This is a genomic window from Herbiconiux moechotypicola, from assembly GCF_024979255.1.
Taxonomy (GTDB): Bacteria; Actinomycetota; Actinomycetes; order Actinomycetales; family Microbacteriaceae; genus Herbiconiux; species Herbiconiux moechotypicola.
The window spans coordinates 1-11,688 of record NZ_JANLCN010000022.1 but is presented as its reverse complement, the minus strand read 5'-3'; the positions used below and the strand labels follow the sequence as shown (position 1 = coordinate 11,688).

General features: G+C 65.3%; 12 protein-coding genes. 1 reads left to right on the top strand and 11 read right to left on the bottom strand.

Going from position 1 to position 11,688, the window contains the following annotated elements; genetic code table 11:
* Positions 1-29: 29 nt before the first annotated feature.
* From N1031_RS20215 to N1031_RS20165, 11 genes are all read right to left on the bottom strand, one after another.
* Positions 30-1,562: a sugar ABC transporter ATP-binding protein gene (locus N1031_RS20215; RefSeq protein ID WP_259481756.1), complete on the bottom strand. Its 1,533-nt coding sequence runs from the start codon at positions 1,560-1,562 to the stop codon at positions 30-32.
* A gap of 57 nt (positions 1,563-1,619) precedes the next feature.
* Complete coding sequence (locus N1031_RS20210; protein ID WP_259481754.1) at positions 1,620-2,582, bottom strand: substrate-binding domain-containing protein; 963 nt, start codon at positions 2,580-2,582, stop codon at positions 1,620-1,622.
* A gap of 67 nt (positions 2,583-2,649) precedes the next feature.
* Entirely contained in the window at positions 2,650-3,666 is a 1,017-nt protein-coding gene (locus tag N1031_RS20205; RefSeq protein ID WP_259481752.1) for an ABC transporter permease, read from the bottom strand.
* A 43-nt stretch (positions 3,667-3,709) separates the two neighbouring features.
* Entirely contained in the window at positions 3,710-4,495 is a 786-nt protein-coding gene (locus N1031_RS20200; RefSeq protein WP_259481758.1) for an SDR family NAD(P)-dependent oxidoreductase, read from the bottom strand.
* Positions 4,496-4,649: 154 nt separating this feature from the next.
* Positions 4,650-5,402, bottom strand: a complete 753-nt coding sequence (locus N1031_RS20195; RefSeq protein WP_259481751.1) for a lipoate--protein ligase family protein — start codon at positions 5,400-5,402, stop codon at positions 4,650-4,652.
* A 14-nt stretch (positions 5,403-5,416) separates the two neighbouring features.
* Positions 5,417-6,070 (bottom strand): 2-oxo acid dehydrogenase subunit E2, encoded by a 654-nt coding sequence (locus N1031_RS20190; RefSeq protein ID WP_259481749.1) that lies wholly within the window; start codon positions 6,068-6,070, stop codon positions 5,417-5,419.
* 40 nt (positions 6,071-6,110) lie between these two features.
* The gene (locus N1031_RS20185; RefSeq protein ID WP_259481748.1) at positions 6,111-6,356 is read right to left on the bottom strand and encodes a lipoyl domain-containing protein; all 246 of its coding nucleotides are present in this window, start codon (positions 6,354-6,356) and stop codon (positions 6,111-6,113) included.
* A 72-nt stretch (positions 6,357-6,428) separates the two neighbouring features.
* A complete protein-coding gene (locus N1031_RS20180) occupies positions 6,429-7,430 on the bottom strand; it encodes an alpha-ketoacid dehydrogenase subunit beta (RefSeq protein WP_259481746.1) in 1,002 nt (333 codons plus the stop codon).
* Positions 7,427-8,413, bottom strand: coding sequence for a thiamine pyrophosphate-dependent dehydrogenase E1 component subunit alpha (locus tag N1031_RS20175; protein WP_259481745.1), 987 nt, complete (start codon positions 8,411-8,413; stop codon positions 7,427-7,429). Before N1031_RS20175 ends, N1031_RS20180 begins: the two co-directional genes overlap by 4 nt.
* Positions 8,414-8,531: 118 nt before the next feature.
* Positions 8,532-9,479 carry a sugar-binding transcriptional regulator gene (locus N1031_RS20170; RefSeq protein ID WP_259481757.1) on the bottom strand — a complete coding sequence of 316 codons (948 nt, stop codon included), beginning with the start codon at positions 9,477-9,479 and terminating at the stop codon, positions 8,532-8,534.
* A gap of 6 nt (positions 9,480-9,485) precedes the next feature.
* A complete protein-coding gene (locus N1031_RS20165) occupies positions 9,486-11,042 on the bottom strand; it encodes an FGGY-family carbohydrate kinase (protein ID WP_259481744.1) in 1,557 nt (518 codons plus the stop codon).
* Positions 11,043-11,315: 273 nt separating this feature from the next.
* Here N1031_RS20165 and N1031_RS20160 point away from each other — a divergent pair, with 273 nt between their 5' ends.
* Positions 11,316-11,492, top strand: coding sequence for a hypothetical protein (locus tag N1031_RS20160; RefSeq protein ID WP_259481743.1), 177 nt, complete (start codon positions 11,316-11,318; stop codon positions 11,490-11,492).
* The last annotated feature ends 196 nt before the right edge of the window (positions 11,493-11,688 follow it).

Sequence of the window (11,688 nt, the reverse complement as noted above, 5' to 3'; positions counted from 1 at the left end):
TCCTTCGAGGGAGAACAGGCCCCGCGCGTTCACGATGCAGACACGTCTACGACAGCCGGCAGGTAGTCCGCACCCGTGGCGTATTTCATGATTGCCTCTGCCGATATGTGACCGTCGTCGAGTACTCCGACGTTTCGTCCCGCCGCCAGAACCATGATCCGGTGGGACAATCCGATCACCTCGTCGAGGTCGGAGCTCACCACCACGATCGCGTTGCCCTCATGTGCCAGACGCTGGACGATTTCGTAGATGGAGGCGCGGGCTCCGACGTCGATCCCTCGGGTGGGCTCGTCGAGGATGATGACGCGTGTCTTCCGGGCGAGCCATTTGCCGAGAACGACCTTCTGCTGGTTGCCCCCTGATAGCGAACCCACGGTTTGCGCGGGCATGGCCTTGATCCCGAATGACTTCACGGTGTCTCGGGCGAAAGCCCGCACCCGTTTCGGCGCAACCCAGCCTCCGCGCGCGAGACTCGCGAGATTACTCAGTGCGATGTTGCTCTCCACGCTCTCGGTGAGGATGACTCCTTGGTTCTTCCGATCTTCGGGAATCATGACGACGCCGGCACGGATGGCCTCCCGTGGCCGGTCGGCGTGAAGCGTCGCGCCGTCGACCGTCACCGACCCGGCCTCGCGCGCCTCCAATCCTGCGATCGATCGCACCAGCTCGGTGCGACCGGAGCCGACGATGCCGGCGATCCCGAAGACTTCGCCTTCACGTACGTCGAAGTCGATGTCCTCAAAGCGACCAGCACCGTCGCGGAGTCCGCGCACGGACAGCACCACCCGCTCGCGCGGGACATCGATCGTCGGGAACAACCGGTCGACGCTCCGTCCCACCATTTCGCGAACGAGCTGGGCAGGTGGCACCTCGCCGTTCTCGTGCTGCGAGATGACGGATCCGTCGCGCAGCACGACGATCCGGTCGGCGATCTGCGCGATCTCGGCGAGACGATGACTGACGTAGACGAACGAGACGCCCTCCGCACGCAAGGTTCTGATGCACGCGAAGAGCGCATCCGTCTCGTCCTGCCCCAGCGCGGCGGTGGGCTCATCGAGGATCAGGATGGAGGCGTCCAGGAGCAGCGCCTTCGCGATCTCGACCTGCTGCTGGCCTGCCACACTCAGCTCGGAGACGCGCTGGTCCATCGTGCCGGTGAATCCGAGCCGGGCCAGTTGGGCCTCGGCTCGCGAGCGCATGGCCTTCGCATCGACGAATCCCCGGCGTGTCGGCCACCGCCCGATCACCACGTTCTCGGCCACCGTCAACTCGGGAAGCAGTCGCATCTCCTGATGGATGAGCCCGATGCCCGCGGCGATGGCGTCGGCCGGAGATCCCGGTGCATAGTCCTCACCGCCCCAGCGCATGGAGCCGGTCGATGGAACGGTGACACCGGCGATGATGCTCGAGAGCGTGGACTTGCCTGCCCCGTTCTCGCCCAGCAGGGCGACGACCTCCCCGGGGTGGATGTCCAGGTCGACGTGCTCGAGGGCAACGGTGCCCGGGTAGGTCTTGGAGATGCCTCGAACCTCGAGGATCCTGTCGTGCGTGGGGCTGGTCATGACTGCTCCGTCGTTGCGAGATCGAGGGGGCCGCGTATCGACCGCGGCCCTCTCGGCCTAGGGGTGGGTGGTGATGAAGTCCTGCACGTTGTCCTTGGTGGTCAGGATGCCGTCCTGCAGCTGCTCGGCAGGCACCTCCTCACCCGCGATCAGCTTGACGGCGGAGTCGAGCGCAAGAGCACCCATGAGCGTCGTCTGCTGAGTGATCGTGGCCCCCAGCTCGCCGTCGGCCACTGCTTGGAGGCCCGAGGGATCTCCATCGAAGCCCACCACGAGGATTTCTTCCAGTCCCGCGTTCTGGGCGGCTTGAGCAGCACCGAGCGCGAGACCGTCGGCGCGTCCGAACAGGATGGTGATGTCGGGGTGAGCCTGCAGCATGTCGGACGCGATGTCGTAGCCCTCATCTTGCAGCCAGGCGGTGGATGCCTGACGTGCGACCTCGACGATGTCGCTTCCTGCGATTCCTTCCTGGAATCCCTCGTCGCGGGCCTGCTCGGGAGTCGTGCCGACCTGGCCCTGGATGATGCCGAGCTCGCCCTGACCACCGGTCTGCTCGACCACCCATTCCCCGAGCGCCTCGGCGGCCGAGACGCTGTCGGTGGCGATGAAAGTGTCGCCCGGGGCTCCATCGGGGTTCCGGTCGACCGTCACGATGGGAATGCCGGCCTCTTTCGCCGAGCGAACAGGCACGGTTGCCGCCGTCGCACCAGCCGGGATGTAGACGATGGCGTCCACCCCCTGCGTGATGAAGTCCTGAATTTGGCTCACCTGCGCATCGGAGTCGTTCTTCGCGTCCGCGAAGACCACATCGACGCCTTCGGCCTTCGCTTCGGCTTCGAGGGATTGGCGGATGGCCACGAAGAACGGCGACTGCTGATTAGGCACGGCCAGGCCCACTTTCAGCGTGCCTTCGCCGGAATCGTCTGCGCCACCCGTTGCGCAGCCGCCGAGGGTCACCGCGACGGTGAGTGCCGCGAGGCCGACGCCGAGTCGCTTCAGGGAATTGCGTGGTCGAAACATCTTTGTTCCTTTCGATCGACGGCACGGTGTCCGTCTTGTTGGGTTGATTGCAGGGAGATGGGTTCGCTCAGGTCCGCCGCCGGCGCAACGTATCGGTGAGCACTGCTCCCGCGATCACGACACCGATGATGATCTGCTGGACGAACGAGGAGACACCGAGCAGATTCAGGCCGTTGTGCAGCACGCCGATGATGAGGACGCCGATGATCGTGCCGACGACGCGGCCTGATCCACCGGCGAGGCTAGCTCCGCCGATGACGACGGCGGCGATCACGTCGAGCTCGATTCCGGTGCCGGCGCTCGGTTGTGACGAATCGAGGCGACTGGCCTGCACCAGGGCCGCAAGCCCGGCCAGGACTCCGGCCGCGACGTAGACCCAGGTGACGACCGATTTGACCTTGATTCCTGCCAGCCGGGCGACCTCTGGGTTGCCACCGACGGCGTATACGGCCCGGCCGCTCGCGCGGTACTTCAGCCACGCCCAGCCGATCACGTACAGCACGACGAGCGCGATCGCAGTGATCGAGAACAGGCCGAGATAGCGCTGCGAGGAGAGGTCGAAGAACCATTCGGGGTAGCCAGTGATCTGCTGCCCGTCCGTCAGGAGATTCGCCAGGCCCCGAGCGGCCGACATCATCGCGAGGGTCGCGATGAAGGGAGGTAGGCGGGCGATGCTCACCGCCAGGCCGTTCACCATTCCGGCGAGGCCACCGACGGCGACCGCTGCGATCATCGCGAGCCACAGCGGCGCCCCCGCCGTGTGCGAGAGCACCCCCAGCACCATCGTCGAGAGCGCCAGGACGGCCCCGACCGAGAGATCGATGCCACCCGTGATGATCACGGCCGTCGCTCCCAGCGCGAGGATGCCCAGAACAGTCACCTGGTCGACGACGTTGATGAGATTACGTGCCGTGAGGAAGTTCGGGGCGAAGATCGACAGCAGCACGAACAGCACGATCAGGCCGATCAACGGTCCTCCCGCTCCGGAGAGAGCCCGCCGCAACGGCGAGCGTCCTTCTGCGAGGCGCGTAGCGCCCCCCGTCCGGGCGGATCTGGGGCTGGCAGCAGCGGTGGTGGTGGTCATCGGGACTCCATCGTCGGGTTGGTCGTCGACCGGCTTGTGCCGGTCAGTTCATCTGCATTCCGCCGTCGATGTTCACCGTCTGGCCGGTGATGTATCGAGCGGCGTCGGAAGCCAGGAAGAGCACGAGGTTCGCCACGTCCGACTCCTCGGCCGGGCGCTTGAGCGGGATCGCATCGATCCACTCGTCGATGAGTTGACCCGGAGAGTAGTCGCCGAGCTTTTCGGCCCATGCCCCATCGAGGTACCCCCACATGTCGGTCTTGACGATGCCGGGGCAGTAGGCGTTCACCCGGATGTTCTCCGGCGCGAGTTCGATGGCCAGCGACTGCGTGAGGCCCATCACGCCAAACTTGCTGGCGGCGTAGTGCGGCGTGTAGATGAAGCCTTTTCGCGCCTGAGCGCTGGCCGCGTTGAGGACGACGGCGTCGGTGCTCTTGCGCAGCCAGGGCAGCGCTTCGCGGGCGAGCACGAGCGGTGCAACCGTGTTGACCGCGAGCACCCTCTCGATCTCGGCGGTGCTCAATTCCGCGAGGTATTCGACACTGATGACCCCGGCGTTATTCACCAGCACATCGATGGCACTCCACCGCTCGCCGATGGACCGGATAACCTCGGCCACACGACGCTCGTCGGTGACGTCGGCCACCGCGCCCGTGACGTCGAAGCCCTGAGCTACGAGACGCGCGGCCGCATCATCGACCGCCGTGTCGCGGTCGATGAGCAGAACACGCCCGCCGGCCTCGGCGAACGCCGTGGCGATCGCGTACCCCATCCCCCGCGAGGCGCCTGTCACCACGATTCGCCTATCGGCGAATCGTCCCGCGAACATCTCTGAGACACCGGTTGAGAACATCGTTACCTCTCTTCACTCTCCGCTGAGTGCATCGACCGAACCTGGACAGACGGTCATACCCGCTACGCATCTGCATATTTATTCAACTCTGAATCGGCCGCGATCAGCCTTCCACGCGAGTGCGTGGCTGTCAAGCCGACCACGCCGCTAGGAGCTCGCCCCGCTCGGCCGCACGCAAAGACATCGTCGACTCTCCCGCTCCGAAGGCCGTCACGAGCGCGCGACCCACGGATGGTCCGCTCGCCACCGCGCCTTCATTCCTCAGGGAGCCCGAACTGAGTTCGTCGAAGGGATACCCGAGCAATCGATAGAGGTCGGCCAGCGACACTGCGAGGTAGGCCGACGACTCGACCGCGACGACGGCCGAGTAGAGCCGTGCCCGCGAGGTGACCCGTTGGGCGACCCCCACGAGCTTCACTTCACCGCGCGCATTCACACTGTGCTCGCCCGGGCAGTACTCGCCGGGCACGGATCCCACTCGAGCGTCGATGCCCCACTCGCCCAAGACGTCCGTGATCAGCCGACCGCCGTGACGATACGTGCCGAGACTCGAGCCGTGCGGGAGCGGCTGCGCCCAGACGGCGTCGAAGACGATCGACTCCGCCCCGTAGAGCGCCACGGTGCCACCGGCCGGCCGCAGGACCGGCTCGAAGCCCATGGCCCTCGCGAGGCCGACCGCTTCGGCGAAGGCCGGGTGGGCCGCTTCCTTCGCCGAGAACGCCGCCGTGGGCTCGGGTACGTAGCTTCGCACGAGCAGGACATCAGGTGGGAGCGATTCGGCCAAGGCCAGGAGGCGACGGGCCCCCGCGAGGTCGGATTTCGCTCCTCCGCCCGTGGAGCCCGTCACCTCCACGACCCGCGCCGCCACTCCATGATGCGCCACGGGGACCGCCGCGTTCAGCCGCCCGGGCGAGCGATCGGAGCTTCGATACCCGCCTTGACGACTTCGAGGAACGCGGCTCCCGCGGCACCATCGACAGCCCGATGGTCGCAACTCAAGGTGAGTTGCGCGACCGACCGCCAGCGCATTCCCCTCTCCCCATCAGGGATTGGAGTCGGACGCGTTGCGGCCACCGCGAGAATTGCCACCTGCGGAACATTCAGGATCGCGTCGAAAGAGTCGATGTCCCGCATTCCCAGATTCGAGATCGTGAACGTTCCCCGAGAGACGTCGGCCCACTTGAGCGCTCCGTGACGGGCGCGCTGCACCGCGTCGCGTCGGCGTTCCGCGATCTCCGCGAGATCGAGAGCACTCGCATCGTGAATGACCGGCACGGTGAGTCCGGCCTCAGTGGCCACCGCTACACCGATGTTCACCTGGGCGAAACGTCGGGTGGAGAGATCCTCGTACCACGCGTTCATCTCCGGCACCTGCACGAGCGCTGCAGCGCAGGCACGGATGATCACGTCGGTCACTGTCGCGCCAGCGATCGTCTCGCGCACCTTCAACGCCTCGGTCATGTCGACACCGGTGCTGAGATGAAACGCCGGGGCCGCCCACGCCGCGACCATCTGCTTCGCGGCGGCCTTTCGGATTCCGGTCAGCGGCACGGAGGTGCCCTCCTCCGTGCCCTGAGGACCGGGGGGCGCCTCAGTCACCGGTCTCGATAATCGCGATGACGGTGCGCACCGACACCGTGTCCCCTTCGGCCGCGAGGATCTCCACCAGGATGCCAGTCGCCGGCGACTCCAGGGTCTCCTCGACCTTTTCGGCCTCGATGTCAGCCAACGGTTCGTCCTCAACGACCGAGTCGCCGACGGCCTTCAGCCAGGTACCGATCACACCCTCGCTCATTCCCATTCCCCATTGGGGCAGCAGCACATCGATTCGTGCCATGGTCTCTCCTTCTCTCGTGTTGTCTCTCTGTGTGCTTACCGCACAGTGGATGTCGCCATCAGCGCGAGCGCGTCACGGCAGCGCGACCTTCTCGATGGCCGACGCGATGGTCTCCTTGGTCGGATACATCTGCTTCTCCAGGGCGGGACTGAACGGGATCTGCATGTCAGGTGCCGTCACCCGGACGATCGGTGCCTTCAGCTCGTCGAAGATCTGCTCGGCCACGTGTGCCGAGATCTCCGCAGCGGCACCGCAGGTGCGATGCGCGGGCTCCGCGATCACCAGGCGACCCGTTTTGGCGACCGAACGCAGGATGGCGTCGCGATCCAGCGGAACCAGGGTGCGCGGATCGATGATCTCGACGGAGATGCCGCGCTTCTCCTGCACCAGTTCCGCTGCGGCCACGGCCTCGGGCACAGAGCTCGAGATCGCGACCACGGTGACATCCGTGCCCTCTCTCACGGTGCGAGCGACGCCGAGCGGGATGTGGAATGCGCTCTCGTCGACCTCCTCCTTCATTCCCCAGAGAAGGCAGGCCTCGAAGGTGAGCACGGGATCGTCGGAGTCGATGGCGGACCGTAGGAGACCCTTCGCGTCGGCCGGTGAGGCCGGGGCGATGATCTTCAATCCGGGTACGTTCATGAACATTGGGTACGGTCGGTCGGAGTGGTGCGCCCCCGTGTTGAGCCCGTAGAACATCGCGGAGCGGAACACGACCGGCATCGAGGCCTGGCCGCCGAACATGTAGCGGTTCTTGGCGACCTGGTTGACCAGTTGGTCCATCGCCATATACAGGAAGCTCGAGTAGGATAGATCCACGATCGGACGAAGACCGGTCATCGCCGCACCCGCGGCGGCACCGACGATTCCCTCCTCGGAGATCGGAGTGTTCCTGATGCGGTTCTTGCCGTACATCTGCAAGAAGTCGCCCTTGTCGGTACGGGACTTGCCGGCACCGGTGGTGCCATACACGTTCGCCTCCACGTCTTCGCCGATGATGATGACACGGTCATCGGCATCCATCGCCTCACGCTGTGCGGCGCCGATGGCGCCGAGGTAGCTCATGACCGTCATGCTGCGTACTCCTCGTCGGTGTAGAGATCCTCGAACGCGACCGACGGATCGGGGTAAGGGCTGTCGTCACTGAACTTCACAGCCGCATCGACCTCCGCGTCCACCTCGCGTTCGAGTTCGTCGAGCTGCCCGGGCGTGAAGCCGCGCTGCAGCAACGTCTCGCGGAACAGCGCGATCGGGTCCTTCCGGAGCCAGTCCGCCCTCTCCTCCTGGTTCCGGTAGTCGGTTCCGAGCCGAAGGCCCTCGGAGTGCTCGTTGTAGCGATAGGTCACCACTTCGACGAGCGTGGGTCCTTCATCGGCGCGGGCCCGGTCGACGGCGCTCTTCACGGCGTCGTACACGGCCAGGAAGTCCTGACCGTTCTCCACGCGCACACCAGGCATACCGAAGCCCGACGCCCGCTCTGCGATGATTCCCGAGGTCACGGTGTTAGCCGGCGTGCTGAGCGCGTACTGATTGTTCTCGCAGAGGAAGATCATCGGGAGCTTCCACACTCCCGCCATGTTCATCGACTCGTAGAGCACGCCCTGGTTTGCCGCTCCATCGCCGAAGAAGGCCAGGGCAACCCGGCCGTTGCCCAGCACCTTGGAGGACAGCGCGGCGCCGTTGGCGATAGGGATGGACGACCCCACGATTCCCGACTCACCGAGACTTCCCACGGCGAAGTCCGCAAGATGCAGCGAACCCCCCTTGCCTTTGCAGACACCGGTCGCCTTGCCGACAAGCTCCGCCATCAGAGGCCCCAGAGGAGCGCCTTTGCCGATCGGGTGTCCGTGGCTCCTGTGATTTCCGCTCATGTAATCGCTCGGCCCGAGCGCCATGGTCGATCCGACCACCTGCGCCTCCTGACCGATGCTGGTATGGACCGTGCCCGGGATGTGGCCCCGCTTGACCATCTTCGAAGCCCGCTCGTCGAAGCGACGGATGCGGAGCATCCTCCGCTGGGCCTCGAGCAGGTCGTCGGCACCGAGTGGATGCGTCATCAACCTTCTCCTTCATGTGAGACATCATTGTCGTGCATACCTATGCAGAGTTGCTGTTCTATTCATATTCACGATAGCAAAGAACGCGGTGCCTCGCAGGCGCCGAGAATCGGCATCGCTATCGGGCGAGCGCCTCGCCGGTCTCCGCGTCGGTGATCAGCACGTCGATCCACCCACCGGAGACCGCGGCACGGACGGCTTCGAGCTTGCGTGCTCCACCGGCGATGCCGATCCGACGCGGCACCGCGCGCAACTGGTCGGCGCTGATGCCGATCACCCGCTCGTCGAGTTCCGAGATGATCCGGGAGCCGTCTGCGGCGAAGAATCGCATCGCGACGTCCCCGACGGCACCCAGAGAGCGAAGCCGAGCGATGTCCGCCTCCGGTACGGCATTCCCCGAGCTCTCGATCAGGGGCGATGGCGTGAGGCTTCCTATGCCCACGAGGACGTCGGTGAGGGCGTTCCATTCCCGGGCCACCACGTGCACGAGGTCGTCTTTGAAGAGTGCCTCACGGGTGGCCGCCTGCGACACGACGCCCGGAGCGGGGAGGAAGACCGGGTCTGCGCCCGTCAGCCGCGCGAAGCGATCCGCTGTCTGGGTGGCCAGGATCTGCACGTCGGGACGACCCACACCCCCCATCACCTGCACGATCTTGTCGAGCCTGCGTTTGCGCAACGGCATCATAGATTCGACGGCCGCCTTAACGAAGGCCGAGTAGGACGAGATGCCGACCCGCGCGCCACTGGCCAGGGTGGACTCGAGATAGATGGATGCGGCGCTTCCGAGGGCCGGGAGGATGGCCTGCTCATCGCCACGGGCATCCGCCACCACCACGTGACGCAAGCCGTAACGGTCTCGCACGCGCCCTTCGATCTCGGGGAAGACCCCCTGTGGCGGAAACACGACGGTTCGCACGATGCCGCGCTCGACCGCATCCTTCAACCAGCGCGAGACGCGCGACTGCGAGACGCCGAGCGTCTCGGCGATCTCGGGTTGGGTCAGCCCTTGCTCATGGTAGAGCTGAGCCGCGTGGACGATCAGGGACAGCGGATCTCTGGATTGCATCACCGGTCACCCTACAGCGACGGTGCCGGCCGGCGCGGCGTCACCACTTCCCGGATCGGACACGGCGTCGGAAGGGCCCCCACCCGACGGTTGGAATCGTGACCGCTCCACGGCCGACCGCCAGCGCTCGCGCCGAGCCGCGGCCACAAGCGGATCCATCGCCGGAACGAACGTAGACACATCCTTGGCGAGCGTAATGCACTCTTCGCTGGTCCAGAACCCCGACGACACCCCGGCCAAATGAGCCGCACCGAGAGCGGAGAGTTCAGCGACATTGCTGCGCGAAACCGTGCGCTGACTCAGATCTGCCTGCAACTGCATCAACCAGTCGTTCTGCGTCGGGCCACCGTCCACCAGGACGCGGCCGACCTGCTCGCCAGTGGCATCAGCGACACAGCGGAACAGCATCTCCGTCTGCAGAGCGATCGATTCGAAGGCTGCACGAGCCAGCTCGGCTCGACTCGTGCCCAGGCCGAAGCCGCAGACGAGCGCCACTGCGTCGTCGTCCCAGTAGGGCGCACCGAGACCCGCGAACGCCGGGATCAGATCGACATGGTCTTGCGCCTCACTGCTCTGCGCCAGCGCACTGAGGCCGGCCGGGTCGGTGCCGAGCAGCTGGGCGAGCCAGAGCAGGGTCGCCCCCGTGGACAGAACGGTGCCCTCGAAGGCGTAGGCCGGCACATCCGTGCTCCAGGCGATGGTGCGCACGAGTCCGGATGCACGCGGCACGCGGTCTCCTGCCAGGCCGATGATCGAACTTCCGCTGCCGTAGGTGGCCTTGACATCGCCGGGCGTGCGAGCACCATGAGCGAACAGTGCAGCGTGCGAGTCACCGAGGGCTCCGTAGATGCGCACACCATCACGGATACCGGGAAGCCCGCGCACCGGGGCGGTCGGCACGTTCGAAGCGAACACCTCGGGCAGGCAGGCCCGGGGCACGTTGAAGATCTCGAGGAGCTGGTCGTCCCAGTCCAGGACATCCAAGGCGAACAACTGTGTGCGGCTGGCGTTGCCCATCTCTATACGATGCTCTCCGGTGAGCACGAAGGCCATCCATGAGTCCACAGTGCCGACGGCAAGCTTCCCGGAGCGCGACTGACTTCGGTCGGGGTCGACCTGATCCAGCAGCCACTGCAATTTCAAGGCAGAGAACATCGGATCCAGAGGAAGCCCGGACTTCTCCTCGACGACGTCGAGCCACCCTCGCCGCTCAGCCTCGCGCACCCGAGCGGCCGTCCGACGATCCTGCCATCCGAGCACGGGGCCCATCGGCCGGCCGTCGCTACGCCGCCAGACCAAGGCAGATTCCCGCTGGTTGCTAATGCCCAAACCCACGACTTCGGTATCGAGCCCCCCGAGCAACTCGGCCACGGCAAGATGCAGGCTGTCGGCGATCTCCATCGCGTCCTGCTCCACCCAGCCCGGTCGCGGATCCTTCCGCGAGATCGGCACCGAACTCCGCCCGAGGACTCGTCCATCGAAACCAATCGCGACGGCCTTTGTAGAACTCGTTCCTTGGTCGATAGCGAGCACAGAAAGTGGGGTACTGGTACCTATGGTCATTCGCATCCTTATTCACCATTGAATTTCTGCTTCGATGCTACAGGAGGAGCCAACTCCAAGATCCATGACACTCAGACTCGAAAGTGCCTGTTATGGGCGCGTCAGGCCGCCGGATTCTTATCCGGCTTTTTTTGTGCCCAGATTGAGCACCATCCGCTCTCTCGGCCCCCTCCTTATTCAGACCCCCGCGGATTGTCCGCGGCTCCAGCTCACCACGTCACCAGGCGTGGTGTCACCGGCGCGCTCGCGCGCCCTCACCCAGCGGAGGCTCGAATGCTCGACCTGCTGCTCGAGAAGCTCGGGGAGGTGAACCCCAACATCCTGATCGCCCTCGTTCTCGCGCCCCTCGTGTACATCACGATCCTCGGCAAGAGCGACAAGCCGGCGAAGCGCATCACGATAATCGTCAAGGGGTTCGCCAACCTGCTGCGCCGCACGCCCAAGGCGTAGCGCTCTCGAAAATCGCATCCTCCCTGGTTAGCGAGAAGTCTGCCCAAGATCAGTCTTAACGACTGTTTTTAGAACAGTCGCTATATAGCGGATAATGAACGTCATGAGGCGTGAGGAACGAATCGGTGACAACTTGACCTGCCCCACGATCTTGGTTCCAGTCCGGATGGCTAACTTGCGGCGGGGATGTTGTTGA

What these genes read in the sequence shown, in the direction of transcription:
- N1031_RS20215 (WP_259481756.1), bottom strand. Translation starts at nt 1,562, where the DNA reads ATGACCAGCCCCACGCACGACAGGATCCTCGAGGTTCGAGGCATCTCC.
- N1031_RS20210 (WP_259481754.1), bottom strand. Translation starts at nt 2,582, where the DNA reads ATGTTTCGACCACGCAATTCCCTGAAGCGACTCGGCGTCGGCCTCGCG.
- N1031_RS20205 (WP_259481752.1), bottom strand. Translation starts at nt 3,666, where the DNA reads ATGACCACCACCACCGCTGCTGCCAGCCCCAGATCCGCCCGGACGGGG.
- N1031_RS20200 (WP_259481758.1), bottom strand. Translation starts at nt 4,495, where the DNA reads ATGTTCGCGGGACGATTCGCCGATAGGCGAATCGTGGTGACAGGCGCC.
- N1031_RS20185 (WP_259481748.1), bottom strand. Translation starts at nt 6,356, where the DNA reads ATGGCACGAATCGATGTGCTGCTGCCCCAATGGGGAATGGGAATGAGC.
- N1031_RS20180 (WP_259481746.1), bottom strand. Translation starts at nt 7,430, where the DNA reads ATGACGGTCATGAGCTACCTCGGCGCCATCGGCGCCGCACAGCGTGAG.
- N1031_RS20175 (WP_259481745.1), bottom strand. Translation starts at nt 8,413, where the DNA reads ATGACGCATCCACTCGGTGCCGACGACCTGCTCGAGGCCCAGCGGAGG.
- N1031_RS20170 (WP_259481757.1), bottom strand. Translation starts at nt 9,479, where the DNA reads ATGCAATCCAGAGATCCGCTGTCCCTGATCGTCCACGCGGCTCAGCTC.
- N1031_RS20165 (WP_259481744.1), bottom strand. Translation starts at nt 11,042, where the DNA reads ATGACCATAGGTACCAGTACCCCACTTTCTGTGCTCGCTATCGACCAA.
- N1031_RS20160 (WP_259481743.1), top strand. Translation starts at nt 11,316, where the DNA reads ATGCTCGACCTGCTGCTCGAGAAGCTCGGGGAGGTGAACCCCAACATC.